The following is a 12,598-nucleotide window of genomic DNA, read 5'->3' on the forward strand; positions in this document are numbered from 1 at the left end:
TTCTCCTTACCGCCCGGTGCTGTCGGGCTCAGGCGTCTGCGCGGCGCACGATCAGCGCCGCGTTGGAACCCATCAGTCCCCGGCTGAGGACCAGGGCCGTGCGCGGCTCGGCGGGGCGAGCGCGGGACATCACCAGGTCGAGGTCGTGGCAGATGTCGAACACGTTGGGGGTGGGTGGGATCAGGCGGTGCTCCATGGCGAGCACCGCTGCGGCGATGTCCAGCACGGGCGCCCCGCAGTAGGCGCGCCCCATGCCGGTCTTGGGCGCCGTGACGGGCACCTTGGCGCCGTACTCGCCGAGGGCGTCGGCGATGGCGCCGGCCTCGGCGCGGTCCGCCTCCGGCACTCCGAGGGCGTCGGCGAACACGACGTCGATCTCCTCGGGGGCGCAGCCGGCCTCGTCGAGGGCGGCCCTGATCGCGTGGGCGAGCCCTTCCCGGGACCGGTCCCAGCGGGAGGCGCCGGTGAAGGTGGCGCCGTGTCCGGCGACGACGGCCCGGACGGGCGCTCCGCGTTCCCGGGCGCGGTTCTCGTCCTCGACGACGAGCATGGCGCCGCCCTCGGCGGGTACGAAGCCGCAGGCTCCCGCCGTGAAGGGGCGGTAGGCGCGGGCCGGGTCCTCGACGGTGCTGAGTTCGGCGTAACCGAGCTGGCAGACCATCGAGTAGGGGGCGAGGGGTGCCTCCGCGCCGCCGACGACGACCGCGCCGGTGCCGCGCGCCACGGCCCGTGCGGCGTGGGCGACGGCGTCCAGACCGCCTGCCTCGTCGCTGGCGACCACTCCGCAGGGGCCCTTGAAGCCGCCGCGGATGGAGATCTGGCCGGTGCTGGCGGCGTAGAACCAGGCGATGGACTGGTACGGGCCCACGTACCGGGATCCCTGGCCCCACAGCTTCTGGAGCTCGCGCTGCCCGAACTCACCGCCGCCGGACCCGGCAGCGGTGACCACACCGATGTCGTACGGCTCGGCGGGCTCGCCCCGGGCGATTCCGGCGTCGTCGAGTGCGAGTGCGGCCGCGGCCATGGCGAAGTGGCTGAACCGGTCGGTCTGGACGAGGAATCGCTCCTCGATGAGGTCCCCGGCGTCGAAGCCCCGGACCTCGCCCGCGACGCGCAGCGGCAGATGCCCGCAGCCCTCACGGGTGATCCCGTCCAGGACGACGAGTCCTTCGCCGACGGCCTTCCAGTAGGAGTCGGCCCGCAGGCCGTTGGGCGCGATCACACCGATCCCGGTGATGGCCGCGCGCGGGGTGCGCGGGGTGCGCTGGGTCTGCCGAGTGCTCATCGGGTTCTCCCTCCCGGTCCGGTCAGCAGTACGGCCGACTGGAAGCCGCCGAATCCGCTGCCGACGGAGAGCACGTTCCTGAGCTTTCGCGCTCGCGCGGTGCGCGGCACGTAGTCCAGGTCGCACTCGGGGTCGGGTGTCTCGTAGTTGGCCGTCGGCGGCACGACCTGGTGCTTCAGCGCCAGGACACAGGCGACGACCTCGATCGCGCCGATCGCGCCGAGTGAGTGGCCCACCATGGATTTGATGGAGCTCATCGGAGTGTCGTAGGCGTGGGCGCCCAGGGACCGCTTGACGGCGGCCGTCTCGTGGCGGTCGTTCTGTTTGGTGCCCGAGCCGTGCGCGTTGACGTAGTCGATCATGGTGGGGTCGAGGCGGGCCTGGTCGAGCGTGGCGTCGATCGCCCGGGCCATCTCCAGCCCCTCGCAGGTGAGACCGGTCATGTGGTAGGCGTTGCCGAACGTGGCGTAGCCGCCGATCTCGCAGTAGATGTGCGCGCCGCGGGCCCGGGCGTGCTCGTACTCCTCAAGGACGAGGACCGCCGCGCCCTCGCCCATGACGAAGCCGTTGCGGCGGGCGTCGAAAGGCCGGGAGGCGTGTTCGGGGTCGTCGTTGTTGTCCGAGGTCGCCTTGATGGCGTCGAAGCACGCCATGGTGATCGGCGAGATCGGCGAGTCCGCCGCGCCGGCGATGCAGATGTCGGCACGGCCCTCCTCGATGGTGTGGAAGGCGTAGCCGACCGCGTCGATCCCCGAGGTGCAGCCGGTGGAGACGGTCTGTACCGGGCCCTGGGCGCCGAACTGCTCGGCGACGACCGAGGCGAGGGTGCTCGGCGAGAACGCCCGGTGCAGTTGCGGGTCGGCGCCGCGGTGGTCCACGTCCCACCGCCGGCCGCCCTCGCTGACCTGGACGTAGTCGTGTTCCAGACGGGTGGTGCCGCCGACGGCGCTTCCCAGGGAGACCGCGACACGCCAGGGGTTCTGCGCGCCGGTGTCGAATCCCGAGTCGCCGACGGCTTCGGCGGCGGCGACCATGGCGAACTGGATGTAGCGGTCGGCGTGCTGGCTCACGTCCGGGTCGAGGCCGTGTGCGAACGGGTCGAAGTCGCATTCGGCGGCGATGCGTGAGCGCAGGCCCGCCGGATCGAACAGCGTGATGCCCCGGGTCGCGGTGCGGCCGCCGGAGAGGAGGTCCCAGAACGCCGTGGCGCCGGTCCCTCCGGGAGCGACCACACCGATGCCGGTGACAGCCACCCGCCGGGTCACCGTATGGCCCCGCTTCGCTCGGACGGCTGTCCGTGGTCCGGAGCGAGCCCGCCCGGCCCGCCGACGGCGAACTCCGTGCCGGGTACGGCGGTTTCGGTGACCTCCGTGTCGACGTGACCGAGGCTGGGTCGCGGTGCGAGCGGCCCCAGGTGGAAGACCATACGGGCCTCCACGTCTCCGACGTTGCGGAAGCGGTGGCGTACGTCGATCGGGATCAGGAGGCCCTGATCGGGCCGGAGGGCGTGGGTCTCGCCGTTCAGGTCGACCTCGAGACTGCCCGCGACGACGTACACGAACTCCTCGGAGTACGGGTGGTAGTGCTCGCCGATGCGCTCGCCGGGCTGGACGATCGCCAGGCCCATGAAGCCGCTGGTGGAGCCCACCGTGGCGGGCGTGAGCACGGCCCGCAGGTCGCCGCCGCGTCTGCGGTTGGGTTCTGTCTCGCTCAGATCCACGATGCATGGGTGGTGCTTGTTCATGGTTGACACCTCCGGGGGTGGCAGGGACGTCGTCCGGCGGGTGGGAGCGGCTCGGACCGCGCCGCGGTGATCCGTCAGGAACGTCCGTCAGGAACGCGCCGAGCTGCGGTCGGTGACGGGCATCATGTCGGCGTGCGACAGGAGGCGGTTGATGTTGCGGTCCGTCTCCAGGGAGCCCTCGACACCGATCGCGGCACCGTCGAGGAGACGCTCGAACTCCGCCGCCTTCCCGGGGCCGTTGAGGCCGAGGGAGGACTTGGGGTCGGCGTCGAGTTCACCGGTGAGGTCGACCAGGCGGACAACGATGTCATCACGCTGGAAGACGGTGCTGCCGTACACCGGGCTGTGCGGGTCGTCCGCGGCGGCCTCGTCCTGGTGGGCGAGCAGCCGGGCGAGGTCCATGCCGCGGCCCTCCTTCGCCGGGTAGTACAGCGCGTGCCGCCGCAGTCCGGCCGGGGCCTTCGGGCCGGAGACGACGTGGTGGACGGCGGGGAGCGCGGCCCGGGTGAAGAAGACCCGCGCCGAGTCGGGGTCGCTGAGGTCCCGGTCCTGTTCGAGGTACGGGTTGATGGCCTCCTCGACCGCCCGGACCTCGGGCTGGCGGGCGACGTGGCGGAGCGCCGCGAGGAGGTCGCCCTCTACCTCGACGGCCCGGACGACCCGGTTGCCGTGCATGAAGAGGGAGGTGCGGCGCAGCCGGGTGGTGTCGTCGACCTGCGCCTCGGGCGAGGTGTAGCCGGCCAGGATCTCGGCGACCTTCGACTCCGAGCCCGGCTTGACGGTGAAGGTGAGGGCGTGGCGTGCGACACCGTCGCCGACGCGGGCCTCCACCTGCATGCCCGCCTTCGCCGACTCCGGGGTGAGCGGCGCGTTGGGGGTGGTCTCCCGGAGGATGCTGTAGCGCATGGACCGGGTGTCCCGGACGCAGCTGTGCATCGGCCGGACGGTCTCGACGTGCTCCTCGCTGTTCACCCAGGCGAGGAAGGGGGGTGCGCTCTCCCACTCGCTGGTGATGAGCCACTGCGAGGGGTTCTCGATCGACTGGCAGAGCTGGTCACTGAGGTGACCGGGGACCGACGCGACCTGGTTGCGCATGTGCTCGTACGCGTCCAGGAACTGCTGCTGGGCTCCTTCGTACAGGTCGAGCAGCAGAATCACCCGCAGCCTGGAGCCGTCGAACGCCGACTGCGATATGCGTCCCGAGATGGTCATCCGGCGCACCTCTCCTCTTCGTCGTGAAGGTTCTTCGTGGTGAAGGTCTTCGTGGTGAAGGTTCTTCGTCGTGGAAGGCGGGCGGCCGTCGTGGCCGAAGCCTGGGCCGCCATGAGCCGATCGTTGACGCGACTCGCGATGTGCGCGACTCCCGCGGGGTCGGGCGGGTGAACCGTGCGCCATCCGGGTGCCCTCGGCGGGCGGATCGGCTGCCCGGGATGCACTGTGCAGGGGCAATCGCATCGCCGACCCGCGTCCCGGCACAGCCCGGAGAGGACGTGCGCAGACCGGCGGAGAACCGGCAGAGACCGGCAGACACTGGAGGCATTCATGAACCGCGCGGAAGAGGCCGACGGCAGAAGCGGCCACCACACGCCCGTCCTGATCGTCGGCGGCTCCCTGGTGGGCCTGTCCACCTCCCTGTTCCTCGGTCGTCTGGGGGTGCCGCACACCCTGGTGGAGCGCCACTCGGGCACCTCGATCCATCCCCGGGGGCGCGGGAACAACGTGCGCACCATGGAGTTGTTCCGGGTGGCCGGGGTGGAGCGGCGCATCGAGGAGGCGGCGTCGGTCCTGGCGGACAACCACGGCATCCTGCAGACCCCGAGCCTGGTGGGTGACGTGGGCGAGTGGCTGTTCAAGGAGATCGACCCGGGCGGCGGTCTGGCCCGCTTCAGCCCCAGCGGCTGGTGCCTGTGCAGCCAGAACGACCTGGAGCCGGTCCTGCTGGAGAGCGCGCGGGCGCTCGGCGGGGATCTGCGGTTCTCGACCGAGCTGATGTCGTTCGAGCAGGGCCCCGAGGGGGTCACCGCGCAGGTCAAGAGCCGGGAGACGGGTGAGCACACCACCATCCGGGCGGACTATCTCGTCGCGGCGGACGGTCCGCGCAGCCCCGTCCGGGAGCAGCTGGGCATCGGGCAGAGCGGTCCGGGCGACCTCTTCCACAACGTGAGCATCACGTTCACCTCGCGCGGCCTCGCGGACGTGGTCGGCGACCGGCGTTTCATCGTCTGCTACCTGACCAGCCCGGACGCCGACGGCGCTCTGCTGCCGGTCGACAACCGGGAGCGCTGGGTGTTCCACGCGCCCTGGCACCCCGAACACGGCGAGACGCTCGAGGAGTTCACCGACGAGCGGTGCCGGGAGCACATCCGGCGGGCGGTCGGCGTACCGGACCTGGACGTGGAGATCACCGGCCGGGCCCCCTGGCACGCCGCCCAGCGGGTCGCCGAACGGTACGCGGAGCGCAGGGTGTTCCTCGCCGGCGACTCGGCCCACGAGATGTCCCCCACCGGGGCCTTCGGCTCCAACACCGGTATCCAGGACGCCCACAACCTCGCCTGGAAGCTGGCCGCCGTGCTGGGCGGCTGGGCGGGGCCGGGTCTGCTGGCGTCGTACGACCTGGAGCGCCGGCCGGTCGCGGAGGCGACGAGCGCCCGTGCCGCGGCGCGGTCGGTGGAACACAGCCACCCGGGGTACACGCCCTCTCCCGGAGCCGGTGGCCCCGGCGGCCGCAAGGGCGGGATCCTCAACGTGGCCCTCGGCTACCGCTATCCGCGGGGCGCGGTCCTGGGCACGGATGCGGCGGTGCCGGTCGTGCCAGAGGGCGTACGGCTGACGGGTGAGCCCGGGAGCCGCGCTCCGCACCTGTGGCTGAACCGCGCCGGTACCCGGATCTCCACGCTCGACCTGTACGAGGGTTCGCTGGTGCTCCTCAGTTCGGCGGGCGGCGCCGGCGGCTGGCACGACGCGGCGTCGGCGGTCGCTCGGGAGCTGTCGGTGCCGCTCGACTCGTACCGGATCGGCAGCGGGCCGGACGCGGAGCTGTCGTCCGCGAGCGACCTGGAGTGGGCGGAGGCCCATGGCGTAGGCGCGGACGGCGCGGTGCTGGTGCGCCCCGACGGGTTCGTGGCCTGGCGGTCCGAGGGGGCGGCGGCGGATCCCGGGGCGACGCTGCGGGAGACGCTCTCGGTGCTGCTCGACCGGGGCTGACCGTTCGGCGCGGGGATGTGCGGTGGTTCGCCGGACCAATTCGCACAGCCTTTTGACAGTAGGGCCTCTTGGCAGCGCGGAAGGCGTCCACGCCAACTGGTGCGCCAAGAGGCCCTGTTGTCGCGGTCGTAGTGCGCCGCCTGCGAGCGGGGCCGCTTCGGTCGCCGTCAAGGCATGCCGCGCCGTTCCGGCCGACTTGCCGTCGTGCTTGACTCGTCCCATGAGCGATCTTCACATCCGCCCCGCCACCCTCGCGGACATCGACGCCGTGCTGCGGTTCTGGCGCGACGCCGCGGAGGGTACGAGCATCAGCGACGACCACGAGGGAGTCGCCCGGCTCATCACACGGGACCCTGAGGCCCTGCTCCTCGCGACCCGCGACGGCCTGCTCGCGGGATCCGTCATAGCCGGCTTCGACGGATGGCGCTGCTCCGTCTACCGACTGGCCGTGCACCCCGGCCACCGCCGGCAGGGCATCGCCACCGCCCTGCTGGAAGCAGTCGAACAACGCTTCTCGGCCCTGGGCGGGCGACGCGTCGACGCCATGGTCCTGGAAGCCAATGAACGGGCACACCACACGTGGGCCGCCACCGGATACCACCGCGAGGACCACTGGCGACGGTGGGTGAAGCCCCTCACCGACTGAGAACGCCGAGCACTTTGCGTATCCTTTACTATTGTCGGACCAGTTGATTCTCTGAGGAAAGGTGTGAGCGTCCGCCCATGGGCGAGCCTCCCAGTAGCAACAGCACCACTCGACGTCGAGCGATCCCGCCGGCCCTGCCCGATCCTGGGACGGAGGTGAACCGATGACCGAAGTGCTCCTCCTCCTGGTCGCGATCCTGCTCTCCCTGGCCTGTGGTGCCTTCGTCGCGGCGGAGTTCTCCCTGACGACGGTCGAGCGCAGCGAATTGGAGCGCGCGGTGGAGCGCGGCGAGCGGGGTGCCGCCGGCGCGCTGAAGGCCGTACGGAACCTCACCTTCCAGCTCTCCGGCGCGCAGCTCGGCATCACGGTCACCAACCTCGTGGTCGGCATGCTCTCCGAGCCGTCGATCGCGGCGCTGATCTCGGGCCCGCTCGAGTCACTCGGCGTGTCGGCCTCGGCGTCGTCCTCCATCGCCCTGGTGATCGGTACGGCACTGTCGACCGTCTTCCTGATGGTCTTCGGCGAGCTCGTGCCCAAGAACTGGGCGATCTCCTCACCGCTGGCCGTGGCCAAGCGGGTGGCGACACCGCAGCGCCTGTTCAGCGCCGCGTTCCGGCCGTTCATCACCCACCTCAACAACACGGCGAACCGTATGGTGCGCCTCTTCGGCATCGAGCCCGCCGAGGAGCTCGCCTCCGCGCGCGGACCCCAGGAACTGGCCGCACTGGCCAGGCACTCCGCCAAGGCGGGCGCCCTGGAGCCCGACACCGCGGAACTGTTCGTACGGACCCTGAACCTCGCCGACCTCACCGCGGAGAACGTGATGACGCCGCGCGTCCAGGTCGTCGCCCTCGACGCCCAGGCGACCTGCGAGGACGTGGCGAACGCGACCCGGGCGACCGGGCTGTCCCGGTTCCCCGTCTACCGCGGCAACCTGGACTCGGTCGTCGGCGTCGCACACATCAAGGACTGCCTCGCGGTTCCGGCGGAGCGTCGCCCCCGGGTGTCCGTCGCCGAACTGATGCGCGAACCGCTGCTGGTCCCCGAGTCACTGACCGTCGACCGGCTCCTCGACCGGCTGGGCGGCAAGCGCACCATGGCCGTCGTCATCGACGAGTACGGCGGTACGGCGGGCGTGGCCACCCTGGAGGACATCGTCGAGGAGGTCGTCGGCGAGGTACGGGACGAGCACGACCCGCACGAGCTGTCCGACCTCGCCCCGGCGGGCACCGACGACGAGGGCCGCGCCCTCTACTCCGCCGACGGCGCCGCCCGCACCGACCAGCTCGCCCGCGTCGGCCTCTGGCTGCCCGAGGGGCCGTACGAGACGCTCGCCGGCCTGGTGGCCACCGAGCTCGGCCGTATTCCGCGGGCCGGTGACACCGTCGAGGTGGCCGGCTGGCGCCTGGACGTGGTGGACGCCTCGGGCCGCAGGGCCGCACGCGTCCTGCTGCACGCGCCGCACGCGTCGGAGGAAGCGGCAGAAGCTGCCGCTGCTGCCGAAGCTGCCGAAGAGAAGGAACAAACGGAAGGGGAGGCGAAGTGACCACGATCCAGCTGCTGATCGGTCTGGCGACGCTGGTCGTCAACGCCTTCTTCGTCGGCGCCGAGTTCGCGCTGATCTCCGTACGCCGCAGTCAGATCGAGCAGTACGTCACGGAGGGCGCCGGCGGAGACCGCTCCGACGGCAACCGGCGGGCGAAGAGCGTCCTGTGGGGCCTGGAGCACGTCTCCGCGCTGATGGCGGCGGCCCAGCTGGGCATCACCCTGTGCACGCTGGTCCTCGGTGTGGTGGCCGAACCGGCGATCGCGCATCTGCTGGAGCCGGTGTTCCACGCGGTGGGCGTCCCCGAGAGCGCGGGTCACGCGGTGTCCTTCGTGATCGCCCTCTCCCTCGCGACGTATCTGCACATGCTGCTCGGCGAGATGGTGCCGAAGAACATCGCGCTCGCGGAGCCGGTGCGCAGCGCCCTGCTGCTCGGCCCGCCGCTGGTGGCCCTGGCCCGGGCCCTGAAGCCGGTGATCTTCACGATCAACGCCTTCGCGAACACGCTCCTGAAGCTGCTGCGCGTCGAGGTCAAGGACGAGGTCGCGGCGACCTTCTCGGACGCCGAGCTGGCCCGCCTTGTGCACGACTCCGGCGAGGCCGGGCTCATCGACGACCGGGCCCGGGAACGGCTGAACGACGCCCTGGAACTGGGCCGCCGGCCGGTGCGTGACGTCGTACTCCCGCTGGAGAGCGTCGTGTACGCGCGCGTGGGTGTCACTCCGGAGGAACTGGAGCAGCTGTCGGCCGAGTCGGGCTTCTCGCGCTTCCCCGTGGTGGACGAGGAGCGCCGGATCGCCGGCTATCTGCACGTCAAGGACGCGCTGGACGCGGCGCCCCGGGACCTCGCCTTCCAGGTCCGGGACATGCGTCCCATCGCGAGCGTACGGGCGGACACCCCGCTCGACGACGTGCTCACCGCGATGCGGCGCAGCCGTACGCACCTGGCGGCGGTGCAGGGCGAGGACGGGCTGCTCGCCGGGATGGTGACGATGGAGGACGTGCTGCGCGAGCTGTTCGGACAGCCTGCGTAGAGAGCACGCGAAGAGGCCGTACGAAGAGGTCGACCGACCGCCGGGTATGTGAACGGGCTATCATCTCTGTCGCCATGCAGACGAACGCCACGAACCCCGCATACACCAGCCTTGTCGCGGTCGGCGACTCCTTCACCGAGGGCATGTCGGACCGGTTGCCGGACGGTACGTACCGCGGCTGGGCCGACCTCCTCGCGGCCCGGATGGCCGCCCGCACCCCCGGTTTCCGGTACGCGAACCTCGCTGTGCGGGGCAAGCTGATCGGGCAGATCACCGCCGAACAGGTGCCCGTGGCGGCGGCCATGGAAGCGGACGTGATCACCCTGGTGGGCGGCCTCAACGACACGCTCCGCCCCAAGTGCGACATGGGGCGGGTGCGGGGGCTTCTCGAGGAGGCCGTGGAGCAGCTGGCGCCCGCGTGCAAGCAGCTGGTGCTGATGCGCAGCCCCGGTCGCCAGGGGCCGGTCCTGGAGCGGTTCCGGCCGCGCATGGAGGAACTGTTCGCCTGCGTCGACGACCTGGCGTCCCGGCACGGCGCCCTGGTGGTCGACCTGTACGGCGCGCCCTCGCTCAGCGACCCTCGCATGTGGGACGTCGACCGGCTGCACCTCACCTCCGAGGGCCACCGGAGGGTGGCCGAGGCGGTCTGGCAGACCCTCGGCTACGAGGCGGAGGACCCGGAGTGGCGCACCCCGGTACCGGCCACGCTGCCGCCCGGCTGGGCGTCCCGCCGGGTCGCGGACGCCCGGTTCGCGCGGCAGTACTTGTTGCCGTGGATAGGCCGGCGCCTGACGGGACGGTCATCGGGGGACGGGCTGCCGCCGAAGCGGGCGGAACTGTCACCGTACGAGCACTGACCCTCGGGGGACTTTCCTCGCCCCCGCCGCCCCTACCCGTCCCATCCGTCTCGGGGGCGCTGCCCCCGAACCCCCGCTCCTCAAACGCCGGAGGGGCTGGAAGTCAGCCCGTCCGGCGTTTGAGGACGAGCGCGTTCAGCGCGACAGCGGGGGTCTGGGGGCGGCAGCCCCCAGGGATGGGACGGGTAAGGGCGGCGGGGGCGAGATCCTCGGGCCAGTACAATCCCTACACGTGACCGCCGCACCCGCAAAGCCCCGCATCCCGAACGTCCTCGCCGGACGTTACGCCTCCACCGAGCTCGCCACGCTCTGGTCCCCCGAGCAGAAGGTGAAACTCGAGCGCCAGCTCTGGCTCGCCGTACTGCGGGCGCAGAAGGACCTCGGCATCGAGGTCCCCGACGCCGCTCTCGCCGACTACGAGCGGGTCCTCGACACCGTCGACCTGGCGTCCATCGCCGAGCGCGAGAAGGTCACCCGGCACGACGTGAAGGCGCGGATCGAGGAGTTCAACGACCTCGCCGGGCACGAGCACGTCCACAAGGGCATGACCTCCCGCGACCTCACCGAGAACGTGGAGCAGCTGCAGATCCGGCTCTCGCTGGAGCTGGTGCGCGACCGTACGGTGGCCGTCCTGGCGCGGCTCGGCAAGCTGGCGGGCGAGTACGGCGAGCTGGTCATGGCCGGCCGCTCGCACAACGTGGCCGCGCAGGCCACCACCCTCGGCAAGCGCTTCGCGACCGCCGCGGACGAGCTGCTCGTGGCGTACGGCCGGCTCGAGGAGCTCCTCGGCCGCTACCCGCTGCGCGGCATCAAGGGCCCGGTCGGCACGGCCCAGGACATGCTGGACCTGCTCGGCGGGGACGCGGCGAAGCTCGCGGAGCTGGAGCAGCGGATCGCCGGCCACCTGGGCTTCTCCACCGCCTTCACCTCCGTCGGCCAGGTCTACCCCCGCTCACTCGACTACGAGGTCGTCACGGCTCTCGTCCAACTGGCGGCGGCGCCCTCGTCGACCGCAAAGACGATCCGGCTGATGGCCGGGCACGAGCTGGTGACCGAGGGCTTCAAGCCCGGCCAGGTCGGTTCGTCCGCGATGCCGCACAAGATGAACACGCGGTCCTGCGAGCGCGTCAACGGGCTCATGGTGATCCTGCGCGGCTACGCCTCGATGACGGGCGAGCTGGCGGGCGACCAGTGGAACGAAGGGGACGTGTCCTGCTCGGTGGTGCGCCGGGTGGCCCTCCCCGACGCGTTCTTCGCCCTGGACGGTCTGCTGGAGACGTTCCTGACGGTCCTCGACGAGTTCGGCGCCTTCCCCGCCGTCGTCGCGCGTGAACTCGACCGCTACCTGCCCTTCCTCGCCACCACCAAGGTGCTGATGGGCGCGGTGCGCGCGGGCGTGGGCCGCGAGGTCGCGCACGAGGCCATCAAGGAGAACGCCGTCGCCTCGGCGCTCGCCATGCGTGGGCAGGGCACCGAGCGCAACGAGCTCCTCGACAAGCTGGCCGCCGACGAGCGCATCCCCCTGGACCGCGCACAGCTCGACGCCTTGATGGCCGACAAGCTGTCCTTCACGGGCGCCGCAGCCGACCAGGTCACCGTCGTCGTCGGCCGGATCGAGGAGATCGTCAAGCAGCACCCCCAGGCCGCGGCCTACACCCCCGGAGCGATCCTCTGACCCGCTTCACCCAGGCCGAACTGGAGGCCGCCCGCGACCGACTCGTACCTGACGTCGTCGCGGACGGCCTCCATGTCCTGTTCTGCGGCATCAACCCGGGCCTGATGACCGCCGCGACGGGCCACCACTTCGCCCGCCCCGGCAACCGCTTCTGGCCGGTCCTCCACCTCTCCGGCTTCACGCCGAGGCTCCTCAAGCCCGCCGAGCAGGGCGAGTTGCTCTCGTACGGACTCGGCATCACGAATGTCGTCGCACGGGCGACCGCACGGGCCGACGAGCTGACCCCGGAGGAGTACCGCGAGGGCGGGAAGCTGCTGGCCGCGAAGGTGACACGGCTGCGGCCCCGCTGGCTGGCGGTCGTGGGCGTGACGGCGTACCGGGCGGCCTTCGACGACCGCAAGGCCCAGGTGGGCCCACAGGAGCGACGGTTCGGCGACACACGCGTGTGGGTATTGCCCAACCCGAGCGGGCTCAATGCGCTGTGGACTACACCCAAACTGACGGATGCGTTTCGTGCGTTTCGGCTGGTCACAGGGCTACCCGACGCGTCGGGTGCGGGTGGCCCCGAGGGCTAGTTTAGCCGTCTAGTGCCCCCCAGGGGCGGCTA

General features: G+C 71.4%; 11 protein-coding genes. 7 read left to right on the forward strand and 4 right to left on the reverse strand.

Features of this window, described 5'->3' with window-relative positions; genetic code table 11:
* Nucleotides 1–28: 28 nt before the first annotated feature.
* The 4 genes from ABZ855_RS15005 to ABZ855_RS15020 all read right to left on the reverse strand — a co-directional run bounded on the left by ABZ855_RS15005 (nucleotide 29) and on the right by ABZ855_RS15020 (nucleotide 4,241).
* Nucleotides 29–1,285 (reverse strand): beta-ketoacyl synthase N-terminal-like domain-containing protein, encoded by a 1,257-nt coding sequence (locus ABZ855_RS15005; RefSeq protein WP_360806597.1) that lies wholly within the window; start codon nucleotides 1,283–1,285, stop codon nucleotides 29–31.
* Nucleotides 1,282–2,550, reverse strand: a complete 1,269-nt coding sequence (locus tag ABZ855_RS15010; protein ID WP_360806600.1) for a beta-ketoacyl-[acyl-carrier-protein] synthase family protein — start codon at nucleotides 2,548–2,550, stop codon at nucleotides 1,282–1,284. The genes ABZ855_RS15005 and ABZ855_RS15010 overlap by 4 nt, the downstream gene beginning before the upstream one ends.
* Nucleotides 2,547–3,029 carry a cupin domain-containing protein gene (locus tag ABZ855_RS15015; RefSeq protein ID WP_319203911.1) on the reverse strand — a complete coding sequence of 161 codons (483 nt, stop codon included), beginning with the start codon at nucleotides 3,027–3,029 and terminating at the stop codon, nucleotides 2,547–2,549. The genes ABZ855_RS15010 and ABZ855_RS15015 overlap by 4 nt, the downstream gene beginning before the upstream one ends.
* Nucleotides 3,030–3,116: 87 nt before the next feature.
* Nucleotides 3,117–4,241 (reverse strand): SchA/CurD-like domain-containing protein, encoded by a 1,125-nt coding sequence (locus ABZ855_RS15020; RefSeq protein WP_360806603.1) that lies wholly within the window; start codon nucleotides 4,239–4,241, stop codon nucleotides 3,117–3,119.
* 330 nt (nucleotides 4,242–4,571) lie between these two features.
* On the opposite strand from ABZ855_RS15020, the gene ABZ855_RS15025 reads away from it, so the two are divergent.
* From ABZ855_RS15025 to mug, 7 genes are all read left to right on the forward strand, one after another.
* Nucleotides 4,572–6,233 carry an FAD-dependent monooxygenase gene (locus ABZ855_RS15025; RefSeq protein ID WP_360806606.1) on the forward strand — a complete coding sequence of 554 codons (1,662 nt, stop codon included), beginning with the start codon at nucleotides 4,572–4,574 and terminating at the stop codon, nucleotides 6,231–6,233.
* 220 nt (nucleotides 6,234–6,453) lie between these two features.
* Nucleotides 6,454–6,879 carry a GNAT family N-acetyltransferase gene (locus tag ABZ855_RS15030; RefSeq protein WP_360806609.1) on the forward strand — a complete coding sequence of 142 codons (426 nt, stop codon included), beginning with the start codon at nucleotides 6,454–6,456 and terminating at the stop codon, nucleotides 6,877–6,879.
* A gap of 163 nt (nucleotides 6,880–7,042) precedes the next feature.
* Nucleotides 7,043–8,425 carry a hemolysin family protein gene (locus tag ABZ855_RS15035; protein ID WP_360806612.1) on the forward strand — a complete coding sequence of 461 codons (1,383 nt, stop codon included), beginning with the start codon at nucleotides 7,043–7,045 and terminating at the stop codon, nucleotides 8,423–8,425.
* Complete coding sequence (locus ABZ855_RS15040; protein WP_360806615.1) at nucleotides 8,422–9,459, forward strand: hemolysin family protein; 1,038 nt, start codon at nucleotides 8,422–8,424, stop codon at nucleotides 9,457–9,459. Before ABZ855_RS15035 ends, ABZ855_RS15040 begins: the two co-directional genes overlap by 4 nt.
* Nucleotides 9,460–9,533: 74 nt before the next feature.
* The gene (locus tag ABZ855_RS15045) at nucleotides 9,534–10,316 is read left to right on the forward strand and encodes an SGNH/GDSL hydrolase family protein (protein WP_360806618.1); all 783 of its coding nucleotides are present in this window, start codon (nucleotides 9,534–9,536) and stop codon (nucleotides 10,314–10,316) included.
* Nucleotides 10,317–10,548: 232 nt separating this feature from the next.
* Entirely contained in the window at nucleotides 10,549–11,991 is a 1,443-nt protein-coding gene (gene purB, locus ABZ855_RS15050; RefSeq protein ID WP_360806621.1) for an adenylosuccinate lyase, read from the forward strand.
* The gene (gene mug, locus ABZ855_RS15055) at nucleotides 11,988–12,566 is read left to right on the forward strand and encodes a G/U mismatch-specific DNA glycosylase (RefSeq protein ID WP_360806935.1); all 579 of its coding nucleotides are present in this window, start codon (nucleotides 11,988–11,990) and stop codon (nucleotides 12,564–12,566) included. Before purB ends, mug begins: the two co-directional genes overlap by 4 nt.
* Nucleotides 12,567–12,598: the final 32 nt, after the last annotated feature.

Origin of the sequence: Streptomyces sp. NPDC047042, assembly GCF_040644035.1 — a bacterium.
GTDB lineage: Bacteria > Actinomycetota > Actinomycetes > Streptomycetales > Streptomycetaceae > Streptomyces.

Coding starts and splice junctions, on each gene's coding strand:
- ABZ855_RS15005 (WP_360806597.1), bottom strand. CDS start 1,285: ATGAGCACTCGGCAGACCCAGCGCACCCCGCGCACCCCGCGCGCGGCC.
- ABZ855_RS15015 (WP_319203911.1), bottom strand. CDS start 3,029: ATGAACAAGCACCACCCATGCATCGTGGATCTGAGCGAGACAGAACCC.
- ABZ855_RS15020 (WP_360806603.1), bottom strand. CDS start 4,241: ATGACCATCTCGGGACGCATATCGCAGTCGGCGTTCGACGGCTCCAGG.
- ABZ855_RS15025 (WP_360806606.1), top strand. CDS start 4,572: ATGAACCGCGCGGAAGAGGCCGACGGCAGAAGCGGCCACCACACGCCC.
- ABZ855_RS15030 (WP_360806609.1), top strand. CDS start 6,454: ATGAGCGATCTTCACATCCGCCCCGCCACCCTCGCGGACATCGACGCC.
- ABZ855_RS15035 (WP_360806612.1), top strand. CDS start 7,043: ATGACCGAAGTGCTCCTCCTCCTGGTCGCGATCCTGCTCTCCCTGGCC.
- ABZ855_RS15045 (WP_360806618.1), top strand. CDS start 9,534: ATGCAGACGAACGCCACGAACCCCGCATACACCAGCCTTGTCGCGGTC.